The sequence below is a fragment of the Pseudomonas zeae genome, from assembly GCF_014268485.2.
Taxonomy (GTDB): domain Bacteria; phylum Pseudomonadota; class Gammaproteobacteria; order Pseudomonadales; family Pseudomonadaceae; genus Aquipseudomonas; species Aquipseudomonas neuropathica.
In genome coordinates, this window is sequence record NZ_CP077090.1 from 2,631,794 (window position 1) to 2,654,596 (window position 22,803).

Sequence of the window (22,803 nt, forward strand, 5' to 3'; positions counted from 1 at the left end):
TCAATCCAAACAATGGAGTTCAGCATGGGTTACAAGAAGATTCAGGTTCCAGCCGTCGGCGACAAAATCACCGTCAATGCAGACCATTCTCTCAATGTTCCTGATAACCCGATCATCCCCTTCATCGAAGGTGACGGCATTGGTGTCGACATCAGCCCGGTGATGATCAAGGTTGTCGATGCTGCAGTTCAAAAGGCATACGGCGGTAAACGCAAGATTTCCTGGATGGAAGTCTACGCCGGGGAAAAAGCCACTCAGGTTTATGATCAGGACACCTGGCTGCCTCAGGAAACTCTCGATGCAGTCAAGGATTACGTGGTTTCCATCAAAGGCCCGCTGACCACCCCGGTCGGTGGCGGCATCCGCTCGCTGAACGTGGCCCTGCGTCAGCAACTCGACCTGTACGTCTGCCTGCGCCCGGTGCGCTGGTTCGAAGGCGTGCCAAGCCCGGTGAAAAAGCCCGGCGATGTCGACATGACCATTTTCCGCGAGAACTCCGAAGACATCTATGCGGGCATTGAGTGGAAGGCCGGTTCGCCGGAAGCCACCAAAGTCATCAAATTCCTTAAAGAAGAAATGGGCGTCACCAAGATCCGTTTCGACGAAAACTGCGGCATCGGCGTCAAGCCGGTTTCGCTGGAAGGCACCAAGCGTCTGGCGCGCAAGGCCCTGCAATATGTGGTCGATAACGACCGCGATTCGCTGACCATCGTGCACAAAGGCAACATCATGAAGTTCACCGAAGGTGCCTTCAAAGAGTGGGCCTACGAAGTGGCCGCTGAAGAATTCGGCGCGACTCTGCTCGACGGCGGTCCGTGGATGCAGTTCAAAAACCCGAAAACCGGCAAGAACGTTGTAGTCAAAGATGCCATCGCCGACGCCATGCTCCAGCAGATCCTGCTGCGCCCGGCCGAATACGATGTGATCGCGACCCTGAACCTGAACGGCGACTACCTCTCCGACGCCCTGGCGGCGGAAGTGGGCGGTATCGGCATCGCGCCGGGCGCCAACCTGTCCGACACCGTGGCGATGTTCGAGGCCACCCACGGTACTGCGCCGAAGTACGCCGGCAAGGATCAGGTCAACCCGGGTTCGCTGATTCTCTCGGCCGAGATGATGCTGCGGCACATGGGCTGGACGGAAGCGGCAGATCTGATCATCAAGGGCACCAACGGCGCTATTTCGGCCAAGACTGTGACCTATGACTTTGAGCGTCTGATGGACGGGGCCAAACTGGTTTCGTCTTCGGGCTTCGGCGATGCGCTGATTTCGCATATGTAAAACGCGGGCACATAAAAACCGCCTGACTCATTTATTGAGTCAGGCGGTTTTTTATGGCTGAAGGTTCTGAGGCGTCAGCTGGATACCGTTTGCACTTGCGTGACGGTATGGGGCAAATCTTTTGCGGCTTCGACCGAGGTGATTTTTAGGGCATGCAGCCCCTTGGGGCCTTGAACAATCTCGAAACTCACCAGTTGTCCAGCCTTGAGGGTTCTATACCCGTCCATCTGAATGGCGGAGTAGTGCGCAAAGAAATCAATCTCTTTTCCGTCTTCATCGCGGCCTTCGCGGGCGTCGGTATTGATAAAGCCGAATCCCTTGGCATTGTTGAACCATTTCACCTTGCCGACAGCCATGCTCAAATCCCTCTGCAACAGACTCCATCGCTGGAGTATCATCCAATTCATCCGCAATCTTATTCGTTAAAAGAATTGACTCCGCGGATCTTTTTTACCCACTGTGGGTTCTATTGGTTGTAACACCGTTTTCCCGATAGTCAAGGTGACCGGGCAGTCGGAGTTGAAAACGTGGACAGCCGCCCCCACCACTGTATTTGCACAACTGACGAACCTTTCTTTCCATGCATGCAATCAGCCAGATTCGACTAACATTCAATCAGGATCGCCCGCTTCTCCAAAAGGATCTTCCAGAGGAGCACGACGACGATTCGGCAGGCGTTGCTGTTCAGGAAGCAAAGCCTGCGTTACAGGCGCCGCCGATGTACAAGGTGGTTTTGTTTAATGATGACTACACACCGATGGATTTCGTCGTCGAAGTGCTCGAGGTGTTTTTTAACCTGAATCGCGAGCTGGCGACCAAGGTCATGCTGGCCGTCCACACAGAAGGGCGGGCAGTATGTGGAGTGTTTACCCGCGACATCGCCGAGACAAAGGCCATGCAGGTCAACCAGTACGCCAGGGAAAGCCAGCATCCGCTACTCTGTGAAATCGAGAAGGACGGTTAATCGCCGACCACTTGGGTATGAGGTGAAGCTATGTTAAACCGCGAGCTCGAAGTCACCCTCAATCTAGCCTTCAAGGAGGCTCGTTCGAAACGTCATGAATTCATGACCGTCGAACACCTTTTGCTGGCCCTATTGGACAATGAGGCTGCCGCCACCGTTTTGCGTGCCTGTGGCGCAAACCTCGACAAACTCAAGCATGACCTGCAGGAGTTCATCGACTCCACCACGCCATTGATCCCCGTTCATGACGAAGATCGTGAAACCCAGCCAACCCTGGGCTTCCAGCGTGTACTGCAACGTGCTGTTTTCCACGTACAGAGCTCGGGCAAACGCGAAGTGACTGGCGCCAACGTGCTGGTCGCAATCTTCAGTGAGCAAGAGAGTCAGGCAGTGTTCCTGCTGAAACAGCAGAGCGTTGCGCGCATCGATGTCGTCAATTACATCGCTCATGGCATATCCAAAGTGCCGGGGCATGGCGATCACTCTGAAGGTGAACAAGATATGCAGGACGACGAGGGCGGTGAGTCTTCTTCTTCAGGCAATCCTCTGGATGCTTATGCCAGCAACCTCAACGAACTCGCGCGCCAGGGTCGTATCGATCCGCTGGTCGGCCGTGAGTCGGAAGTCGAGCGTGTCGCGCAGATTCTCGCGCGCCGGCGCAAAAACAATCCGCTGCTGGTAGGCGAGGCGGGCGTGGGTAAAACCGCGATTGCCGAAGGCCTGGCCAAGCGCATTGTTGATAATCAGGTGCCGGACCTGCTGGCCAACAGCGTTGTTTACTCGCTCGACCTTGGCGCTCTGCTTGCGGGCACCAAGTATCGTGGTGATTTCGAGAAGCGCTTCAAGGCGCTGCTCAACGAACTGAAAAAACGTCCGCAGGCGATCCTGTTCATCGACGAAATCCACACCATCATCGGTGCCGGCGCTGCTTCCGGTGGCGTGATGGATGCTTCGAACCTGCTCAAACCGCTGCTGTCGTCTGGCGACATTCGCTGCATCGGCTCGACCACGTTCCAGGAATTCCGTGGCATCTTCGAGAAGGACCGTGCCTTGGCACGGCGCTTCCAGAAGGTCGATGTCGTCGAGCCGTCGGTGGAAGACACCATCGGCATCCTGCGCGGCCTGAAAGGGCGTTTCGAGCAGCACCACAACATCGAATACAGCGATGAGTCGTTGCGCGCCGCTGCTGAGCTGGCTTCGCGCTACATCAATGACCGGCACATGCCGGACAAGGCCATCGACGTGATCGACGAGGCGGGCGCCTATCAGCGTCTGCAACCGGTCGAAAAACGCGTGAAGCGCATTGAAGTGCCACAGGTCGAAGACATCGTGGCGAAAATCGCACGGATTCCGCCGAAGCACGTCACCAGTTCCGACAAGGAGCTGCTGCGTAATCTGGAGCGCGACCTGAAGCTGACGGTGTTTGGTCAGGACGCGGCGATCGATTCGCTGTCGACCGCGATCAAGCTGTCGCGTGCCGGGCTTAAATCGCCCGACAAGCCAGTCGGTTCGTTCCTGTTCGCAGGCCCGACCGGTGTTGGTAAAACCGAGGCTGCGCGGCAATTGGCCAAGGCCTTGGGGATCGAGCTGGTTCGCTTCGACATGTCCGAGTACATGGAGCGTCACACCGTGTCGCGTCTGATCGGTGCGCCTCCTGGGTATGTCGGTTTCGATCAGGGCGGTCTGTTGACCGAGGCGATCACCAAGCAGCCGCATTGCGTATTGCTCCTTGATGAAATCGAGAAGGCGCATCCGGAAGTCTTCAACCTGCTGTTGCAGGTGATGGATCACGGTACGCTGACCGACAACAACGGGCGCAAGGCGGACTTCCGCAACGTGATTGTGATCATGACCACCAACGCTGGTGCCGAAACAGCGGCGCGTGCTTCGATCGGTTTCACCCATCAGGACCACTCGTCTGATGCGATGGAAGTGATCAAGAAGAGCTTTACGCCGGAGTTCCGTAACCGTCTGGACACCATTATCCAGTTTGGTCGCCTCAGTCATGAGGTCATCAAAAGTGTGGTGGACAAGTTCCTTACCGAGCTTCAGGCGCAGCTGGAAGACAAGCGTGTGTTGCTTGAGGTCACTGATGCTGCGCGTAGTTGGCTGGCGGCGGGTGGTTATGACTCGGCGATGGGTGCGCGTCCGATGGCTCGTCTGATCCAGGACAAGATCAAGCGTCCGTTGGCGGAGGAGATTCTGTTTGGCGAGCTGGCCGAGCATGGCGGTGTGGTGCACATCGACATCAAGGATGGTGAGTTGACGTTTGACTTCGAGACTACCGCTGAGATGGCCTGACGGTTTGATGTTGATTGGGAAGGCGCCTTCGGGCGCCTTTTTGTTATTTGTCGTTTGGGTTTTTTGGGTGAATATCCGTTGCTGCGGTGATGGCTTATTACGGTTTCGCCCTTACGGCGACTCACTTTTTTTCAAACGCCAAAAAAAGTAAGCAAAAAACGCTTGCTCCTACGTGCGGCCCGCTCGCTGGGGCTCGGGGTTCCTTCGCTGCGGGATCGATCCGGGCGCAGCGCCTACGGTTTGCTTCGCTGCACCTCCTCTCGCTGTGTTTGGCTGCGCCAAACGGTCGCTGCGCTCCCACGCCCGGATCAATCCCTCCACTCAGCCTTCCGACGTCGCCTTACAGATCAAAAGCTGCAGCCGAGCTAACGCTCATCCTGTTGAGTGGTGAGGAGCACAGCGTGGTCGGCTTTGGATTTGTCGTGGATTCGCCCCTCACCCCAGCCCTCTCCCGAGGGAGAGGGAGCCGATGGTGGGTCTCTCAAAATTCGCGTTCAACTCGATATCCCAAGTCGGAGTAGTTCTCCCAAACAACTCGGTCAGTCCCCTCTCCCTCCGGGAGAGGGCTAGGGTGAGGGGCTTTTGATCTGGCTTTGGCTTTTGATGTGGTTTTTGATCTTTTGCCCCATCGGCAGGCCGAGCGTAGGTGTTCATCCGGGGGGTAGGCGCGCAGCGCCGTGCGGCGTAGCCGCATTCATCGAGAGGAGGTGCAGCGAAGCAAACCGTAGGCGATGCCCCCGGATGGACACCGTAGCGAGGGAACACTGAGCCTCAGCGAAGTGCCGTACGCCGGGGCAAAGCCTTTTGGGTTACCTTTTCGGCGTTTGGAAAAGGTGACTCGCTGTAAGAGCGAAACCGCCAGCGGCCGCACCCAAAAAAACGGATATGCCCCCAAACCCAAAAACCCAAAACGCACATACAAAAACGCCCGGCATAAACCGGGCGTTCTGTATTGACTTGATTAACGAGCGCGGTAAGTGATGCGCCCTTTGCTCAAGTCATAGGGCGTCAGCTCGACGCGCACTTTGTCACCGGTAAGAATACGAATGTAGTTCTTGCGCATCTTGCCGGAAATATGCGCGGTTACGACGTGCCCATTTTCCAACTCCACACGAAACATGGTGTTGGGCAGGGTGTCGACGACAGTGCCTTCCATTTCGAAGCTGTCTTCTTTCGACATGCAGTAAAGCCCTCGGTATCCAATGAATGGCCCGGTGCAACTGCGCCAGGCAAAAGCGGCGTGCATTGTGCCCGAAAAATGGGGTTTACGCCAAGGGGTTTACGGCTTGGGTTTAGTTGAGGATCACCCAGCGCTGATTAATCAGCAATTCGATGGGGCGATATTGCGTCTTGTAGTTCATCTTTTTGCAGTTCTTGATCCAGTAACCGAGGTAGACCGCCTCAAGCCCAAGGCGCTGGCTCTCGGCGATTTGCCAGAGGATGGCAAATCGGCCAAGGCTGCGGCGTTCTTCGGAGGGTTCGTAGAAGGTGTACACGGCTGACAAACCGTTCGGCAGCAAATCAGTGACCGCCACGGCGAGCAACCGTCCGTCGAGTCGGAACTCGTAAAAGCGCGAGAACGGCAAGTCGCGGACCAGAAACGTCGCGAACTGATCACGGCTCGGCGGGTACATGTCGCCGTCTGCGTGGCGCTGTTCGATGTAACGCTGATACAGGTCGAAATATTCTTCGCTGAATTGCGGTTTGGCCGGGCGCACCTGCAAATCCGTATTGCGCTTGAGAATCCGCTTCTGCTGACGATTGGGCATGAACTGCGCCACGGGAATGCGCGCAGGCACGCACGCATTGCAGTTCTGGCAATGCGGCCGGTACAGATGATCGCCGCTGCGACGAAAGCCCATTTCCGACAGGTCTGCGTAGACATGCACATCCATGGGCTGACTCGGATCGAGAAACAGGGTCGTGGCCTGCTCCTCGGGCAGATAACTGCAAGAGTGAGGCTGAGTGGCATAGAACTTCAATCGCGCCAACTCGGTCATGATCAACCCTCGGGATAAGCTGGTGAATTAAGTGTAAGCCACGCGCGCAAAAGTCGCTCAGCAAACCCAGGTGGCACGATTGGGTTGGTCCAGATGGCGGGCCAGATAGTCGGCGAATTCCTGGCGGGGAATGGCTCTGGCGCCGAGGCTGTGCAGATGATCGGTCGGCATCTGGCAATCGATCAGCACGAATCCCGAGTCTTTCAGATGCCGCACCAGGGTCGCAAAGCCGAATTTCGAGGCATTGTCGGCGCGGCTGAACATCGATTCACCAAAAAACAATTGGCCCATCGCCAGGCCGTACAGGCCACCGACCAGTTCGCCCTGATCCCAGACCTCCACCGAATGCGCGAAGCCGCGACGATGCAGTTCGACATAGGCGTCCTGCATCGCCTCGGTGATCCAGGTGCCATCGGCGTAATCCCGTGGTGCGGCACAGGCGCGGATCACGGCATCGAAATCCTGATCGAAGGTGACTTGATAGCGTTCCTGACGCAGCAGTTTGCCGAGACTGCGCGAGACATGCAGTTCGTCGGGAAATAAGACGGTGCGCGGATCCGGCGACCACCAGAGAATCGGCTGACCCTCGGAAAACCATGGAAAGCAGCCATGGCGATAAGCTTGAATCAGCCGGTCGGCCGACAGATCGCCACCCGCAGCCAGCAATCCGTTGGGGTCGCGCATGGCCTTTTCCAGTGGCGGAAAAGTCAGGGAATTACGTTGTAACCAAGTCAGCATGGCATCCAGGCTTACAGAAGGGGAGGGCGGTGGGGCGTCTGGCCCGCGATAAAGTGTGCCGTTAAATGACAGGAATGTCGTCCAGATACTTCTCGGCATCCAGTGCGGCCATACACCCGGCACCGGCTGACGTTACCGCCTGGCGGTAAACGTGGTCAGCCACGTCACCGGCGGCAAATACCCCGGGAATCTCGGTGGCGGTGGCGTCGCCGTCGCTGCCGCCCTTGACCCGCAAGTAGCCGTCGCGCATCGGCAACTGGCCTTGGAACAGGTCGGTGTTGGGCTTGTGACCAATGGCAATGAATACGCCGGCCAACGCCAGTTCGCGGGTTTCGCCGGTATGACTGTCCCGCAGCCGCGCGCCGGTGACGCCGCTGGCATCGCCGAGCACTTCGTCGAGATTCTGGTTCCAGTGCAGGCGTACGTTGCCGTTCGTAGCTTTCTCGAACAGTTTGTCCTGAAGGATTTTCTCCGAACGCAGTTTGTCGCGACGATGGATCAGGTGCACCTCTCTGGCGATGTTCGACAGGTAAAGTGCCTCCTCAACCGCCGTATTGCCGCCGCCGACCACGGCGACCACCTGATTGCGATAGAAGAAGCCGTCACAGGTCGCACAGGCGGAAACGCCTTTGCCGGCGAAGGCTTCTTCCGAGGGCAAGCCCAGATACTGCGCCGAGGCGCCGGTGGCAATGATCAGTGCGTCGCAGGTGTAAGGGCCGCTGTCGCCGATAAGCTCGAACGGGCGCTGCTGCAACTTGGCGGTGTGGATGTGGTCGTAAACGATCTCTGTGGCAAAGCGTTCGGCGTGTTTCTGCATGCGCTCCATCAGCACCGGGCCGGTGAGGCCTTCGACGTCACCGGGCCAGTTGTCGACCTCGACGGTGGTGGTGAGCTGGCCACCGGCCTGCAGGCCGGTGATGACCACGGGTTTGAGGTTGGCGCGGGCGGCATACACGGCAGCGCTGTAACCGGCCGGGCCGGAGCCAAGGATGATCAGGCGTGAATGCTTCGCTACGTTCATCAAATAGACCTCATAAGCCTTTGTCACAAAAGGTAATGCATGCTCAAATTGAGTCTCGGCTTCTGTGTGCTTGACTATGCTCGATCCTGGGGCTTGAAGCATGGCATCGCACGCACAAACCCGTACAATGCCGGGCTGTTACAGAATGTTCGCCGTGCGCTGTATTTATAAAAGCGGCAGCACAGTGTTAAAAGTAGTCTCAGTTGCGCTCGTTCACTTTTTTACCTGCCTGGATTGGGCAGTTTTTTATCGTCATTCAATAGATGGACGCGCCTCGGGCGCAGGAAAAGAAGCGTTTTGAAGAAATCCACCGAAGCACCAAAAACAGTCGTCCCGCTCTGGCGCCAACAGTTGCACTACCGGCTCAAGGAAGGTGCATTGATCGCCATCGGCGCCTTGTGCCTGTTCCTGATGATGGCTTTGCTGACCTACGGCAAGGACGATCCAGGCTGGAGCCACAACAGCAAGATCGATGACGTACAGAATTTCGGCGGCCCGGCGGGTTCCTACAGCGCCGACATCCTGTTCATGGTGCTGGGTTACTTCGCCTATATCTTCCCGTTGCTGCTGGCGATCAAGGCGTACCAGATTTTCCGCCAGCGCCATGAGCCATGGCAGTGGAGTGGCTGGCTGTTTTCCTGGCGTCTGATCGGTCTGGTGTTTCTGGTACTGTCTGGCGCTGCGCTGGCGCATCTGCACTTTCACGCGGCCTCGGGCCTGCCCGCGGGGGCTGGTGGCGCGTTGGGCGAAAGCCTCGGCAATCTGGCGAAGAATGCGCTGAATATTCAGGGCAGCACCCTGTTGTTCATCGCGCTGTTCCTGTTTGGCCTGACAGTATTTACCGATCTGTCGTGGTTCAAGGTGATGGATATCACCGGCAAGATCACCCTTGATCTGTTCGAACTGTTTCAAGGCGCGCTCAATCGCTGGTGGTCGGCCCGTACCGAGCGCAAGCAACTGGTTGCGCAATTGCGTGAAGTCGACGATCGCGTGCATGACGTGGTCGCGCCGACGGTCACCGACAAGCGCGAACAAGCCAAAGTCAAAGAACGCCTGATCGAACGTGAGCAAGCCCTGAGCAAGCACATGTCCGACCGCGAGAAACAAGTGCCGCCGGTTATCGCCCCGGCCCCGACCAAGGCGCCCGAGCCAAGCAAGCGCGTGCAGAAAGAGAAACAGGTGCCGTTGTTCGTCGACAGCGCCGTGGAAGGCACCTTGCCGCCGATCTCGATTCTTGATCCTGCGGAAAAGAAACAACTCAATTACTCACCGGAATCCCTGGCGGCGGTCGGCCATTTGCTGGAGATCAAGCTCAAGGAGTTCGGTGTCGAGGTCACGGTGGATTCGATCCATCCTGGCCCGGTGATTACCCGTTACGAAATCCAGCCTGCCGCCGGCGTCAAAGTCAGCCGCATCGCCAACCTGGCGAAAGACCTTGCACGTTCCCTGGCTGTGACCAGTGTGCGGGTGGTCGAGGTGATTCCGGGCAAGACCACCGTCGGTATCGAGATTCCCAACGAAGACCGGCAGATCGTGCGCTTCTCCGAAGTGCTGTCGACGCCTGAATACGACAATTTCAAATCACCGGTCACCCTGGCGCTGGGTCACGACATCGGCGGTAAGCCGGTCATTACTGACCTGGCGAAGATGCCGCACCTGCTGGTGGCCGGTACGACCGGTTCCGGTAAGTCGGTGGGTGTGAACGCGATGATCCTGTCGATCCTGTTCAAGTCCGGCCCGGAAGACGCCAAGCTGATCATGATCGACCCGAAAATGCTGGAACTGTCGATCTACGAAGGCATTCCGCATCTGCTTTGCCCGGTCGTCACCGACATGAAGGACGCCGCCAACGCCTTGCGCTGGAGCGTTGCCGAGATGGAGCGCCGCTACAAGCTGATGGCGAAGATGGGCGTGCGTAACCTGTCTGGCTTCAACGCCAAGGTCAAGGAAGCGCAGGATGCCGGCGAGCCGTTGAGCGATCCGCTGTACAAGCGTGAAAGCATTCACGACGAAGCGCCGCTGCTGCAGAAACTGCCGACCATCGTCGTGGTGGTCGACGAATTCGCCGACATGATGATGATCGTCGGCAAGAAGGTTGAAGAACTGATCGCCCGTATCGCCCAGAAGGCCCGTGCTGCCGGTATTCACTTGATCCTCGCGACCCAGCGGCCGTCGGTGGACGTGATCACCGGTCTGATCAAGGCCAACATTCCGACGCGTATGGCGTTCCAGGTGTCGAGCAAGATCGACTCCCGCACCATCATCGATCAGGGTGGCGCCGAACAACTGCTCGGGCACGGTGACATGCTCTACATGCCGCCGGGCACCAGCCTGCCGATTCGGGTTCACGGTGCATTCGTATCCGACGATGAGGTACACCGTGTGGTCGAAGCGTGGAAACTGCGCGGCGCACCGGAATACAACGATGACATCCTCAACGGTGTCGAAGAAGCTGGCAGCGGTTTTGAAGGCAGCAGCGGTGGCGGCGACGGCGATGATCCGGAAGCCGACGCGCTGTATGACGAAGCCGTACAGTTCGTTCTCGAAAGCCGTCGTGCCTCGATTTCCGCTGTACAGCGCAAGCTGAAGATCGGCTACAACCGCGCCGCTCGGATGATCGAAGCCATGGAAATGGCCGGGGTCGTCACCTCGATGAACACCAACGGTTCCCGTGAAGTCCTGGCCCCGGGCCCGGTACGCGACTGATTGCAAACGCAAGAGGCGGGACAATGATGTGCCGCCGCTCTCCCAACGAGTATTCAAGAGGACTCCCATGCGTCTTATCCGCATGCTGCTGCCAGTACTGGCGCTGACCACTCTCACGGCCCACGCCGATGACAAGGACGTGGCGCGTCTGACCCAATTGCTGGAAACATCCAAGACCCTGAGCGCGAACTTCTCGCAGCTGACCCTCGACGGTAGCGGCACACAGTTGCAGGAAACCACCGGCAACATGACCCTGCAGCGTCCTGGCCTGTTCTACTGGCACACCAATGCGCCAAACGAGCAGACCATGGTTTCCGACGGCAAGAAAGTCACCCTGTGGGACCCGGATCTGGAACAGGCGACCATCAAGAAGCTCGACGAGCGTCTGACCCAAACCCCGGCGCTGCTGCTGTCCGGTGATGTGTCGAAGATCAGCCAGAGCTTTGATATCAGCGCGAAAGAGGCGGGCGGCGTGATCGACTTCACCCTCAAGCCGAAAACCAAAGACACTCTGTTCGATAACCTGCGTCTGTCGTTCCGCAACGGTCTGCTCAACGATATGCAACTGATCGATAGCGTCGGCCAGCGCACCAACATCCTGTTTACCGGGGTCAAGGCCAACGAGCCGGTATCGGCATCGAAGTTCAAGTTCGACATCCCCGAGGGTGCCGACGTGATCCAGGAATAAACACGTAAACCCTGTGGGAGCGAGCCTGCTCGCGAAAGCGATATTTCATCCAGCATTAATACCGCTTTCGCGAGCAGGCTCGCTCCCACAAGGGCAAATGATCGACCTGATCAAATAGAGGTTTCAACGCTACGTGATGGATCTGTTTCGCAGTGCACCGATTGCCCAGCCACTGGCCGCGCGTTTGCGTGCGACCAATCTGGATGAGTACGTCGGTCAGGAGCACGTGCTCGCTCGCGGCAAGCCTCTGCGTGAGGCGCTGGAGCAGGGTGCCCTGCATTCGATGATCTTCTGGGGGCCGCCCGGAGTGGGTAAAACCACTTTGGCGCGGTTGCTCGCGGAAGTCTCCGATGCGCACTTCGAAACGGTCTCGGCAGTGCTCGCCGGGGTCAAAGAGATCCGTCAGGCCGTTGAAATCGCCAAGCAGCAGGCCGGCCAGTACGGCAAGCGCACCATTTTGTTCGTCGATGAAGTGCACCGCTTCAACAAATCCCAGCAGGATGCGTTTCTGCCTTACGTTGAAGACGGCACGCTGATCTTCATCGGCGCCACCACCGAAAACCCTTCGTTCGAACTCAACAACGCCTTGTTGTCGCGTGCTCGCGTCTACGTGCTGAAAAGCCTAGACGAAGCGGCGCTGCGCAAACTGATGCACCGCGCGCTTACCGAAGAGCGCGGTCTGGGCAAGCGCAACCTGACGCTGAACGATGAAGGCTTCCAGATGCTGCTGTCCGCCGCCGATGGCGATGGCCGGCGTCTGCTCAACCTGCTGGAAAACGCCTCGGACCTGGCTGAAGACAACAGCGAAATCGGCACCGAGTTGCTGCAGAGCCTGCTCGGCGATACGCGTCGGCGTTTCGACAAGGGCGGCGAAGCGTTCTACGACCAGATATCGGCGCTGCACAAGTCCGTGCGCGGCTCCAACCCCGACGGTGCACTGTACTGGTTTGCGCGAATGATTGACGGCGGTTGTGATCCGCTGTACCTGGCCCGGCGCGTAGTGCGCATGGCCAGCGAAGACATCGGCAATGCCGACCCGCGCGCCCTCAGCCTGTGCCTGGCGGCGTGGGAAGTGCAGGAGCGTCTCGGCAGTCCGGAAGGCGAGTTGGCCGTGGCCCAAGCCATCACCTATCTGGCCTGTGCGCCAAAAAGCAACGCGGTGTACATGGGCTTCAAAACCGCTTTGCGCGCCGCCGCTGAAAACGGCTCGCTGGAAGTGCCACTGCACCTGCGCAACGCACCGACGAAACTGATGAAGCAATTGGGCTACGGTGACGAATACCGCTACGCCCACGACGAGCCGGACGCTTATGCCGCCGGCGAAGACTATTTCCCGGAAGAGCTTGATCCCATCCCGTTCTACCAACCGGTACCGCGCGGTCTGGAATTGAAGATCGGCGAGAAGCTCAACCACCTCGCCCAACTCGATCGTTTAAGCCCTCGGCAGCGGAGAAAATAGTGCTTCCATTGATCATTGCGGTCTCCGCCGGCGGGGTTGCCGGCACCTTGTTGCGCTTCGCCACCGGTAATTGGGTCAACGCCAATTGGCCGCGGCACTTCTATACCGCGACGCTGGCCGTTAATATCGTGGGCTGTTTGCTGATTGGCGTGTTGTACGGCCTGTTTTTGATACGCCCGGAAGTGCCGATCGAGGTACGCGCCGGGTTGATGGTCGGCTTCCTTGGGGGGCTGACGACATTTTCATCCTTTTCACTGGATACGGTGCGCCTGCTGGAAAGCGGGCAAGTGCCGCTGGCTTTGGGCTATGCGGCACTCAGCGTATTCGGCGGGCTGCTCGCGACGTGGGCTGGCCTGTCTTTGACCAAACTTTGATAACGAGAAACCGACATGCTCGATTCCAAACTGTTACGTAGCAACCTTCAGGACGTAGCGGACCGCCTGGCTTCCCGTGGCTTTGCCCTGGACACCGCGCGCATCGAAGCGCTGGAAGAACAGCGCAAGACCGTCCAGACCCGCACCGAAGCACTGCAGGCTGAGCGTAACGCGCGTTCCAAATCCATCGGTCAGGCCAAGCAGCGCGGCGAAGACATCGCGCCGTTGATGGCGGACGTCGAGCGCATGGCGGGCGAACTGAGTGCCGGTAAAGTCGAGCTGGACGCGATCCAGACCGAACTGGACTCGATTCTACTCGGTATCCCCAACCTGCCGCACGAATCCGTGCCGGTCGGCAAAGACGAAGACGACAACGTTGAAGTGCGCCGCTGGGGCACGCCGACTGCTTTCGATTTCGAAGTGAAAGACCACGTTGCCCTGGGCGAGAAGTTCGGCTGGCTGGACTTCGAAACCGCCGCCAAGCTGTCCGGCGCACGTTTCGCCCTGCTGCGTGGCCCGATCGCCCGTCTGCACCGCGCCTTGGCGCAGTTCATGATCAACCTGCACGTCAACGAGCACGGCTACGAAGAGGCTTACACGCCTTATCTGGTTCAGGCGCCGGCGCTGCAAGGCACCGGTCAACTGCCGAAGTTCGAAGAAGACCTGTTCAAGATCGCTCGCGAAGGCGAAGCCGATCTGTACCTGATCCCGACCGCTGAAGTGTCGCTGACCAACATCGTTGCGGGCGAAATCGTCGATTCGAAACTGCTGCCGATCAAGTTCGTCGCGCACACTCCGTGCTTCCGCAGTGAAGCCGGTGCATCGGGCCGTGACACCCGCGGCATGATCCGTCAGCACCAGTTCGACAAAGTCGAAATGGTCCAGATCGTTGAGCCATCGACTTCGATGGAAGCGCTGGAAGGCCTGACCGCCAACGCTGAAAAAGTCCTGCAATTGCTCGGTCTGCCTTACCGCACCCTGGCGCTGTGCACCGGCGACATGGGCTTCAGCGCGGTCAAGACTTATGACCTCGAAGTGTGGATCCCGAGCCAGGACAAGTACCGCGAAATCTCCTCGTGCTCGAACTGCGGCGACTTCCAGGCCCGTCGTATGCAAGCGCGTTTCCGCAACCCGGAAACCGGCAAGCCTGAGCTGGTGCACACCCTGAACGGTTCCGGTCTGGCGGTCGGTCGTACGCTGGTTGCGGTGCTGGAAAACTACCAGCAGGCCGACGGCTCGATCCGTGTGCCGGACGTGCTGAAGCCGTACATGGGTGGCCTTGAGGTCATCGGCTAAATGAAATATCTGCCGCTGTTTCACAACCTGCGCGGCAGTCGTGTGTTGGTCGTCGGTGGGGGGGAAATTGCCTTGCGCAAATCCCGCCTGCTGGCCGATGCCGGTGCGCTACTGCGGGTGGTCGCACCTGAAATCGAAACGCAACTGCGTGAACTGGTCGTCGCCTCTGGCGGTGAATGCCTGTTGCGCGGTTACGTCGAGGCGGATCTCGACGGTTGCGGGCTGATTATTGCCGCCACCGACGATGAGACGCTGAACGCCCAAGTCTCCACCGATGCGCACAAGCGCTGCGTGCCGGTCAACGTGGTCGACGCGCCTGCCTTGTGCAGTGTGATCTTCCCGGCGATCGTCGACCGTTCGCCGCTGATCATTGCCGTGTCCAGCGGCGGCGATGCGCCGGTGCTGGCGCGTTTGATCCGCGCCAAGATCGAAACCTGGATTCCATCGACTTACGGCCAATTGGCCGGGCTCGCCGCGCGTTTCCGCAATCAGGTGAAAAGCCTGTTTCCGGATGTGCAGCAGCGTCGTGGTTTCTGGGAAGACGTGTTTCAGGGGCCGATTGCCGACCGGCAACTGGCCGGGCAGGGCGCCGAAGCCGAGCGTCTGCTGCAAGCCAAGATCGATGGTGAAGCCATGGTCACGACCGGTGAGGTGTATCTGGTCGGCGCGGGCCCGGGCGATCCAGACCTGCTGACCTTCAAGGCGTTGCGTCTGATGCAGCAAGCCGATGTGGTGCTGTACGACCGCTTGGTGGCGCCAGCGATTCTTGAGCTGTGCCGTCGTGATGCCGAGCGGGTCTACGTCGGCAAACGTCGGTCTGATCACGCTGTGCCGCAGGATCAGATCAACCAGCAATTGGTCGACCTGGCCAAGGCCGGCAAGCGTGTGGTGCGGTTGAAGGGCGGTGATCCGTTTATCTTCGGCCGTGGCGGCGAAGAGATCGAAGAGCTGGCCGCTCACGGCATTCCGTTTCAGGTTGTGCCGGGTATCACGGCGGCCAGTGGTTGCGCGGCATATGCCGGGATTCCGCTGACGCATCGTGATCACGCGCAGTCGGTGCGCTTTGTTACCGGCCATCTGAAGGACGGCTCCACCGATCTGCCTTGGGCCGACCTTGTCGCGCCGGCGCAGACGCTGGTGTTCTACATGGGCCTGGTCGGGTTGCCCGTCATCTGCGAACAACTGATCAAACATGGTCGTTCAGCCGATACCCCGGCGGCATTGATTCAGCAGGGCACCACGGTCAATCAGCGCGTCTTCACCGGCACGCTGGCTGACCTGCCGCGACTGGTGGCGGAGCATGAAGTGCATGCGCCGACACTGGTCATCGTCGGTGAAGTGGTGCAACTGCGCGAGAAACTGGCGTGGTTCGAAGGGGCTCAGGCGCAGGTCTGAAAGACCGAGTCGCCTCATTCGCGAGCAGGCTCGCTCCCACATTGGATCTGTGTCGTACACAAATCCCCTGTGGGAGCGAGCCTGCTCGCGAAGAGGTCTTCAAAAACGCTGAGTAACTCAGCCTTTGCGCCAAACCCCTTTGCCATTCAGCCGCGCCCGATCATGGACGACGTTGAAATCCTGCTCCGGCCCCTTCGGCACAACTCCCGTCGGGTTAATAGTCTTGTGACTGCCGTAGTAGTGGTTCTTGATGTGCTGGAAGTCCACCGTCTCGGCAATCCCCGGCATCTGATACATCTCCCGCAGCCAGTTTGACAGATTCGGGTAATCGGCAATCCGCCGCAGGTTGCACTTGAAGTGGCCGTGGTAGACCGCGTCAAAACGAATCATCGTGGTGAACAAACGAATGTCCGCTTCCGTCAAGTACTCACCCGACAAGTAGCGATTGGCACCCAGCACCCGCTCCAGATGATCCAGCTCGGCAAACACCTCATCGAACGCTTCTTCATAAGCCTGTTGTGACGTCGCAAAACCTGCGCGATAGACGCCGTTGTTAACCGCTGGATAAATCCGCTCGTTCAGCGCATCGATCTCGCCGCGTAATGGCGCCGGATAGAAATCCAGATCACTGCCGGTCAAACCATCGAACGCGCTGTTGAACATGCGGATGATCTCTGCCGATTCATTACTGACGATGCGCTTGAGCTTCTTGTCCCACAGCACCGGCACGGTGACGCGGCCGGTGTAATCGGCAGTGTCGGCGGTATAGCGCTGATGCATGAATTCAAAGCCATCGAGCTTGTCGCCGGTCGAGCCGAGCGCCGTGTCGAAGGTCCAGCCATTTTCCAGCATCAACCAACTGACCACCGAGACGTCGATGAGACTTTCCAGGCCTTTGAGTTTGCGCAGGATCAGCGTGCGATGCGCCCACGGACAGGCGAGCGAAACATAGAGGTGATAGCGCCCGGCCTCCGCGGCAAAACCGCCTTCACCGCTGGGGCCGGGTTCGCCGTTGGCAGTTACCCAGTTGCGGCGCTTGGCCTGTTCGCGCTGGAAGGCGCCGTCCTTGCTGCTTTCGTACCACTTGTCCTGCCAGTGGCCATCGACGAGTAAACCCATGATCAAGACTCCGTAAACCAATAATCGTTGGAGTCGAGTCTATTCCGATGAGTTCGAACAAAAAGCGCAAAGATCGGGCGTGAATGATCGGTTAAATCGATTTGTTCCGCGCAACCCAGTATTGCTCGGCGGTTGCGAAGGCTTGCTCACGGTTTTGACCGAGGCCGCGCAAGGCCAGCGCCATGGTCGCAATCAGGGCCATTTGCGGGTAGCTGTCGACCACATCGCCACGCCAGACGGCTTTCAGGTGTTCGACGTCCAGGGTCGCCGGTTTGACGTGGCGTTGCGCCGACAATTGCGGCCATTCCTCGTCCCAGCTCTCGCCGCCGGTGGTGCCGTAGAGGTGGCTGTCGGCATCCGGATTGATCTCGATTTCGCCGCCGTCGCCCTTGACCACTATCGCCGTGTCGCCAAGCAATCCGCTGGCATCGCGGTGTACCGCCTGATAACCAGGGTGAAAAATGCTTTGCAGGCCGCAACGCGCGCCCAGTGGATTGAGAATCCGCGCCAGCGAATGAATCGGCGAGCGCAGGCCCAGGGTGTTGCGCAAATCGATCATCTTTTGCAGTTGCGGCGCCCAGTCCACCAGCGGCATGAAGGCCAGGCCACCGTTGTCCAGCGCTGCGCCGACCTGTTGCCAGGTGCGGCACAACGGAATGTTCAATTCACCAAGCAATTGCTCGCTGTACAGACGCCCGGCGGTGTGTGCGCCGCCACCGTGCATGAAAATGCGCACGCCGTTCTGTGCCAGACACTTGGCCGCCAGCAGATACCACGGCAGATGACGTTTCTTGCCAGCGTAAGTCGGCCAGTCCAGATCGACGTTCAGCGCCGGCGCCTGCAGGCGCTCGCGCAGGGCTTCGGTGAAGCCGGCCATTTCCTCGGCGCTTTCTTCCTTGTGCCGCAGCAACATCAGGAACGCGCCGAGCTGGGTGTCTTCAACCTTGTCGTCGAGCACCATGCCCATGGCTTCGCGGGCTTCTTCGCGGGTCAGGTCGCGAGCGCCACGTTTGCCTTTGCCAAGAATGCGCACGAATTGGGCGAACGGGTGTTCGGCAGGCGTTTCGAGGGTCAGCGCTGGAAAGTCGGTCATAAGCAATTCGTCGGTTTGGGCAGGCCCGCCAGTTTCGCGGCGAGTTTGGCAGGGGTGCCTTTGAACAGTCGGTTGAGGTGCAGGCTGTTACCTTTGTCCGGGCCGAGTTTCAACGCGGTGTACTTGATCAGCGGCCGGGTGGCCGGGGACAGCTGGAATTCTTCGTAGAAGCTACGCAGCAGTTCGAGGACTTCCCAGTGTTCGGCGGTCAACTCGATCTCTTCGGCGGCAGCGAGGGCGCTGGCAACATCGGCAGACCAGTCGCTGAGGTCGACGAGAAAGCCGTCCTTGTCCAGTTCGATGGCGCGGGCGCCGACGGTCATGGAATTCATAGCCAGCTGTTGACCTTGTCGTGATGGATCGACAACTCGACGAAGGCCGGGTAATCAATGGCCTCAGCCCAGTCCGGGACTTCGATGGCGCGAGCCTGTGCATCTTCGGCCAGAACCAACAATTTGATCTGGCGGTTTTGCAGTGCGGTGAACGGCGCGGTGCCCGGTTGCAGAGCATAGACCGCGTCGCCGGACAGCAGCAGGGCATCAGCGCTGCCGATCAGGCGCAGGCAACTGGTCAGACGATCATCGCCGAAGGGGGAATGAGACAACACGTGCAAAGTCGACATCAGAGGGTGATCACCTGGTCGTAACGGTCAATAAGGGCGGTGATTTGCTCGGCGGCCAGCGGCTGCGCTTCGTCCAGCGACAGAGTGCCGAGGCCACGAGTGCTGGCGCTCTCTGCGCAGTAGAACAACTCTTCGACACCAAACATCGGTAGCGCTTGCAGGTTAGCGCTCAAGTCTTTCTGTTGCAGGGCCTTGGCGTTCTGCCCGGCGGCGAGTTGCAACACGCCATCATCGAGAAACAGCAAGCCAATGGGCAGATCGAAGGCGCCACCGGCCAGCACGATGTCCAGCGCTTCGCGGGCCGCGGGGCCTGACCACGGCGACTGGCGGCTGATGAACAACAGGGACTTGGCCATCTCACGCACCTCCGAAGCAGATCAAGCGGTCAGCGTCTTGCACCGCGTCATGCAACTGACCGAGGCCGGACAATTCCCACGGCGCGCTGACGGAAACGGCGTCACGCTGATAGCGCTTGGCTTCTTCAGCGTCCAGCACGCCACGGCGCAGGGCGGCGGCGATGCACACCACGCCGTCGAGCTTTTGTTCGGTGATGAAGGTGCGCCATTGTTTGGGCAGGTCCAGTTCGTCCTGCGGGGTGACCACCGCGTCCGAAGCGTTGTAAACGCCGTCCTGATAGAAAAACAGCCGGACAATTTCATGCCCACCGGCCAGCGCGGCTTGTGCAAACAGCAGGGCGCGGCGCGAGGAGGGCGCATGGGCGGCGGAAAACAGCGCAATGGCGAACTTCATGACGGACTCGATCAGCAAAACTGCGGCCATGATAAAGCATTGCAGACCGCAAAGGATCGCAGCGCTTGCAGCGAAACACGATCTCTGTAGGAGCTGCGGCACGCTGCGATCTGTTGATCTTGATCTTTAAAAGCAAGATCAACAGATCGCAGCCTCGTTTCACTCGACAGCTCCTACATGAGCGTTGGTTGAGGAATCCGTTAGCGGGGCATGTAGCCCAGCTGCCAGCGGCGCGGGATTCTCAGGGAGAACAGCCCGATGATTGCAGCCAGCAAACCGCTGACAAACATCGCCTGGAGTCCCAAATGATGTTCCAGCACCGCCCCCAGAATCGCGCCGATAAACATCCCGCTCCACGGCACCAGTTGCACCCGCCAGCCGCTGCGCCGTTCGCCAAGCATCCAGCGCCCCAAACCACGGCCGAACCGCGACAATGCGCCAGTCACGTAAGTCAGTCCGACCGGCAAGCCGTTCACCTCTTCGACCGACGCGTTGAGCATGCCCATCGCAATGATCGCCGCCATCAGCGCCGGCAGTTGGGTGTCGAATGGCCAGGCGGCCGCCGCACACAGCAGGGTGGCGATACACAGCAGCAACGGCAGCGCCCGGCGGCCACCGAAACGGGCAACGATAACGCCCAAGGCGTTCCCGGCTATAAAAGTCGCGACGAGGATCAACAAACGCAGGGTCAGCCCGATATCACCATCGCTGATCGCCACGGCAAGTCGGGTGGTGTTGCCGCTCATGAACGAGACGAAGTCGCCGCTGGCCATAAAGCCGATGGCGTCGGTCATGCCGGCCAGTACCGAGAGGCTGGCCACCAGCGCCAGACCAATCCGCCCGCGCCACTTCTGAGTGTGCAGATGCCCGGGGCTGGCGCGGTGAGTCGAGGCGGATGGCAGCATCGGTAGAAGTGTCCTTGTGCGGCGGTTATGGTTCTATGCCATACAGATCGCAATATTCCGGCCAGCCCATATGAGCCATTTCTGCGACTTCACGATGCACCTCAAGGCGCTGCGCTTGGTATTCCTCAGGCGTTGCGGCCGTCAGTAGCAGTGTCAGCTCCCAGGCAAACAGACCTTGTTCTTACGCCTCGGCCTCAAATGCTTCATGCAGTCGCTCTTCACGATACTGCGCCTGAGTTTCGCCTTTTGCCTGAGCCAGTAGCGGGTTGAGGTGGTCGAGGTTTTCGCGCAGTTCGGGACGCGCGTCGAGAAATACTTTCAGGGCGTGTTCATGTCGCTGGTCGGTAGGCGCCATGTGTTTTCCTTGTGAGGCTGATGACCTTAGGTTGCCGCAGCGGCCTGCGCCTGTCGCGCTATAAATGCAGTAAAGCAGAACGATTCCTGCTGCTGCGATGATACAGTCCGCTTTTTTCTGAATGAGCGAATGCAATGCGAATTCTGATGGTAGCGCTGGCCGCGACACTGCTGGCCGGTTGCGCAGGCTCGGTGATGGACGATGCTCGCACGAAAACCCCGTACAAGGTATTGACGTCGGGCAAAGCCGAAAAAGACGTGGCGCGTTGTGTGCAGTTCGGCTGGCAGGACGAAGCGGTGTTTGGCGTGGATGCGGCGGCGTATCTGGAACCGCGTAAATCGGGCGGTACAACGGTGTATACCCGTTCGGCTGAGTCTTTTGTCGATGTACTCACCGAAGCATCGGGGACGACGCTGAATTACTACGCGCAGAAGGATGATTTTGTCGCCAAGCGCCGGTTGGCGGCTTTAGCGACTTGCCTCTGATCATGCGTTGAGGTGGCTGTCGGCATCGTCGGAACGCCGCCCGGAGCAGGCTCACTCCTACCGTGGAATGCATTCCAAATGTGGGAGCGAGCCTGCTCGCGAAGGGGCCAATACATTCAACCTACAAGTCGCTTCTGGAAAAAATGCCGCTTGTGCCCCGGCGGATAATCGACAATCTCACCAAACTGGCGGTACCCGAGTTTCTTGTAGAACTCCGGTGCCTGAAAGTCGAACGTGTCGAGCCATGCGCCGATGCAACCTTTCTCCCGCGCCAGCTCTTCGGCCATGCGCATCAGTTTCGAGCCAATACCCTGGCCCCGGCCTGCTTCAGGCACTGACAGCAAATCGATGAACAACCACTGGCAGACCAGCCGGCCATAGAGTCCACCCAGAATCTGATCGTGATCGTCACGCACCAACAGGGTGAGCGGTTCGGATACCGCGATCCCGGCCTTGGCCACGTTATAGGCATGCAGGGGCGCGAGAATCGCTTGGCGTTCTTCTTCTGTGGAATGTTGTGACAACTCGATGCGCAAGTTCATGCCTGACTTCCTTGTGGTTTGAACCCGCAGCCTATCCTGCCCGGCGGTGATCTTCCAAGCCCCTCTCAACCCGGTGGAACTGCCGCTCACGCGCCGGGGTCTAGCTTTTACAGCGTCATTCCAGCACGCGGTTGATGAGGATCCCCCATGAATATTTTCGAAGCCCTTCGCGAAAGCCATGAGCGCCAGCGTAGCTACGCCAAAACCCTGATCGAAACCAGCGGCGACACCCCGGAGCGGGTCGAGGCTTACAAACAACTCAAAGCCGAACTCCAGGCCCACGAAACCGCCGAAGAACGCCATTTCTACATTCCGTTGATGGAGCTAGACGAGGGTGTCGATCTGAGCCGCCATGCCATCGCTGAACACCATGAAATGGACGAGATGATGGAAGAACTCGACGAGACCGAGATGTCCAGTCCGGCGTGGTTGGCAACCGCAAAGAAGCTGTCGGACAAGGTTCATCATCATTTGAAAGAAGAAGAGCAGAAGTTCTTCCAGATGGCCGGCAAATTGCTCAACGAGAAACAGAAAGTACAACTCGCCGGGCAATACGAAAAGGAGTTCCAGGCACAGTTGTCGTGAGTACTGAATGGCAGTTTTTGCAGCATCGGCGTGTAATCTTTTGGCGTCATTTCGGGTGGGTATTATCGTAAAAGACTGGATATGCATCCAGTATTTGCAGTGTTTTGCTGGCCTTCATCCGCTG

24 protein-coding genes and 1 pseudogene are annotated in these 22,803 nt (G+C 58.8%); 11 read left to right on the forward strand and 14 right to left on the reverse strand.

The genetic code is table 11. From position 1 onward, the window contains the following. The first annotated feature begins 24 nt into the window (after positions 1 to 24). Positions 25 to 1,281: an NADP-dependent isocitrate dehydrogenase gene (gene icd, locus HU754_RS11540; RefSeq protein ID WP_007920207.1), complete on the forward strand. Its 1,257-nt coding sequence runs from the start codon at positions 25 to 27 to the stop codon at positions 1,279 to 1,281. 74 nt (positions 1,282 to 1,355) lie between these two features. On the opposite strand, the gene HU754_RS11545 is transcribed toward icd, so the two are convergent. Next, positions 1,356 to 1,637 (reverse strand): cold shock domain-containing protein, encoded by a 282-nt coding sequence (locus tag HU754_RS11545; protein WP_186622532.1) that lies wholly within the window; start codon positions 1,635 to 1,637, stop codon positions 1,356 to 1,358. Positions 1,638 to 1,861: 224 nt separating this feature from the next. Between HU754_RS11545 and clpS the strand changes: the two genes are divergently transcribed. Both clpS and clpA read left to right on the forward strand, forming a co-directional pair. After that, positions 1,862 to 2,245: an ATP-dependent Clp protease adapter ClpS gene (gene clpS / locus HU754_RS11550; RefSeq protein ID WP_016987405.1), complete on the forward strand. Its 384-nt coding sequence runs from the start codon at positions 1,862 to 1,864 to the stop codon at positions 2,243 to 2,245. Positions 2,246 to 2,275: 30 nt separating this feature from the next. Beyond that, a complete protein-coding gene (clpA, locus tag HU754_RS11555) occupies positions 2,276 to 4,546 on the forward strand; it encodes an ATP-dependent Clp protease ATP-binding subunit ClpA (RefSeq protein WP_016987404.1) in 2,271 nt (756 codons plus the stop codon). A 961-nt stretch (positions 4,547 to 5,507) separates the two neighbouring features. On the opposite strand, the gene infA is transcribed toward clpA, so the two are convergent. From infA to trxB, 4 genes are all read right to left on the reverse strand, one after another. After that, positions 5,508 to 5,726 carry a translation initiation factor IF-1 gene (infA, locus tag HU754_RS11560; protein WP_002553999.1) on the reverse strand — a complete coding sequence of 73 codons (219 nt, stop codon included), beginning with the start codon at positions 5,724 to 5,726 and terminating at the stop codon, positions 5,508 to 5,510. 112 nt (positions 5,727 to 5,838) lie between these two features. Next, a complete protein-coding gene (locus tag HU754_RS11565) occupies positions 5,839 to 6,546 on the reverse strand; it encodes an arginyltransferase (protein ID WP_186622524.1) in 708 nt (235 codons plus the stop codon). A gap of 57 nt (positions 6,547 to 6,603) precedes the next feature. After that, on the reverse strand, positions 6,604 to 7,284 hold the full coding sequence (gene aat, locus HU754_RS11570; protein ID WP_093434297.1) for a leucyl/phenylalanyl-tRNA--protein transferase: 681 nt from the start codon (positions 7,282 to 7,284) through the stop codon (positions 6,604 to 6,606). 61 nt (positions 7,285 to 7,345) lie between these two features. Continuing rightward, a complete protein-coding gene (gene trxB, locus HU754_RS11575; RefSeq protein ID WP_186622515.1) occupies positions 7,346 to 8,305 on the reverse strand; it encodes a thioredoxin-disulfide reductase in 960 nt (319 codons plus the stop codon). Positions 8,306 to 8,602: 297 nt separating this feature from the next. Here trxB and HU754_RS11580 point away from each other — a divergent pair, with 297 nt between their 5' ends. From HU754_RS11580 to cysG, 6 genes are all read left to right on the forward strand, one after another. Continuing rightward, complete coding sequence (locus tag HU754_RS11580) at positions 8,603 to 11,011, forward strand: DNA translocase FtsK (protein WP_186622513.1); 2,409 nt, start codon at positions 8,603 to 8,605, stop codon at positions 11,009 to 11,011. Between the two features lie 67 nt (positions 11,012 to 11,078). Beyond that, on the forward strand, positions 11,079 to 11,699 hold the full coding sequence (lolA, locus tag HU754_RS11585) for an outer membrane lipoprotein periplasmic chaperone LolA (RefSeq protein WP_186622500.1): 621 nt from the start codon (positions 11,079 to 11,081) through the stop codon (positions 11,697 to 11,699). Positions 11,700 to 11,835: 136 nt separating this feature from the next. Beyond that, positions 11,836 to 13,158, forward strand: coding sequence for a replication-associated recombination protein A (locus HU754_RS11590; protein WP_186622498.1), 1,323 nt, complete (start codon positions 11,836 to 11,838; stop codon positions 13,156 to 13,158). Continuing rightward, positions 13,158 to 13,532, forward strand: coding sequence for a fluoride efflux transporter CrcB (gene crcB / locus HU754_RS11595; RefSeq protein WP_007908079.1), 375 nt, complete (start codon positions 13,158 to 13,160; stop codon positions 13,530 to 13,532). Before HU754_RS11590 ends, crcB begins: the two co-directional genes overlap by 1 nt. 15 nt (positions 13,533 to 13,547) lie before the next feature. Beyond that, on the forward strand, positions 13,548 to 14,828 hold the full coding sequence (serS, locus tag HU754_RS11600; protein ID WP_007908080.1) for a serine--tRNA ligase: 1,281 nt from the start codon (positions 13,548 to 13,550) through the stop codon (positions 14,826 to 14,828). Further along, on the forward strand, positions 14,829 to 16,223 hold the full coding sequence (gene cysG, locus HU754_RS11605; protein WP_099756637.1) for a siroheme synthase CysG: 1,395 nt from the start codon (positions 14,829 to 14,831) through the stop codon (positions 16,221 to 16,223). 117 nt (positions 16,224 to 16,340) lie between these two features. Here cysG and HU754_RS11610 read toward each other — a convergent pair whose 3' ends face one another. The 8 genes and pseudogenes from HU754_RS11610 to HU754_RS11645 all read right to left on the reverse strand — a co-directional run bounded on the left by HU754_RS11610 (position 16,341) and on the right by HU754_RS11645 (position 21,067). Beyond that, on the reverse strand, positions 16,341 to 17,342 hold the full coding sequence (locus HU754_RS11610) for a glutathione S-transferase family protein (RefSeq protein ID WP_186622496.1): 1,002 nt from the start codon (positions 17,340 to 17,342) through the stop codon (positions 16,341 to 16,343). A 91-nt stretch (positions 17,343 to 17,433) separates the two neighbouring features. After that, positions 17,434 to 18,435 carry a glycosyl transferase family protein gene (locus HU754_RS11615; protein ID WP_186622494.1) on the reverse strand — a complete coding sequence of 334 codons (1,002 nt, stop codon included), beginning with the start codon at positions 18,433 to 18,435 and terminating at the stop codon, positions 17,434 to 17,436. Next, positions 18,432 to 18,767, reverse strand: a complete 336-nt coding sequence (locus HU754_RS11620; protein WP_095118237.1) for a TusE/DsrC/DsvC family sulfur relay protein — start codon at positions 18,765 to 18,767, stop codon at positions 18,432 to 18,434. The genes HU754_RS11615 and HU754_RS11620 overlap by 4 nt, the downstream gene beginning before the upstream one ends. Further along, positions 18,764 to 19,057, reverse strand: coding sequence for a sulfurtransferase complex subunit TusB (gene tusB, locus HU754_RS11625; RefSeq protein WP_186622492.1), 294 nt, complete (start codon positions 19,055 to 19,057; stop codon positions 18,764 to 18,766). The genes HU754_RS11620 and tusB overlap by 4 nt, the downstream gene beginning before the upstream one ends. Further along, entirely contained in the window at positions 19,057 to 19,413 is a 357-nt protein-coding gene (gene tusC, locus HU754_RS11630) for a sulfurtransferase complex subunit TusC (protein WP_186622483.1), read from the reverse strand. Before tusC ends, tusB begins: the two co-directional genes overlap by 1 nt. Before the next feature lies 1 nt (position 19,414). Beyond that, positions 19,415 to 19,807: a sulfurtransferase complex subunit TusD gene (tusD, locus tag HU754_RS11635; protein WP_095124703.1), complete on the reverse strand. Its 393-nt coding sequence runs from the start codon at positions 19,805 to 19,807 to the stop codon at positions 19,415 to 19,417. A 200-nt stretch (positions 19,808 to 20,007) separates the two neighbouring features. Further along, the gene (locus HU754_RS11640; RefSeq protein ID WP_186622481.1) at positions 20,008 to 20,712 is read right to left on the reverse strand and encodes a YoaK family protein; all 705 of its coding nucleotides are present in this window, start codon (positions 20,710 to 20,712) and stop codon (positions 20,008 to 20,010) included. A 25-nt stretch (positions 20,713 to 20,737) separates the two neighbouring features. Further along, a pseudogene (locus HU754_RS11645) lies at positions 20,738 to 21,067 on the reverse strand (DUF6388 family protein). A gap of 134 nt (positions 21,068 to 21,201) precedes the next feature. Between HU754_RS11645 and HU754_RS11650 the strand changes: the two are divergent. Next, on the forward strand, positions 21,202 to 21,552 hold the full coding sequence (locus tag HU754_RS11650) for a hypothetical protein (RefSeq protein ID WP_186622479.1): 351 nt from the start codon (positions 21,202 to 21,204) through the stop codon (positions 21,550 to 21,552). A gap of 116 nt (positions 21,553 to 21,668) precedes the next feature. Here the strand turns inward: HU754_RS11650 and HU754_RS11655 are convergent, their stop codons facing one another. Beyond that, the gene (locus HU754_RS11655; RefSeq protein WP_186622477.1) at positions 21,669 to 22,094 is read right to left on the reverse strand and encodes a GNAT family N-acetyltransferase; all 426 of its coding nucleotides are present in this window, start codon (positions 22,092 to 22,094) and stop codon (positions 21,669 to 21,671) included. Positions 22,095 to 22,241: 147 nt separating this feature from the next. On the opposite strand from HU754_RS11655, the gene HU754_RS11660 reads away from it, so the two are divergent. Continuing rightward, positions 22,242 to 22,679 (forward strand): hemerythrin domain-containing protein, encoded by a 438-nt coding sequence (locus tag HU754_RS11660; protein WP_186622474.1) that lies wholly within the window; start codon positions 22,242 to 22,244, stop codon positions 22,677 to 22,679. Positions 22,680 to 22,803: the final 124 nt, after the last annotated feature.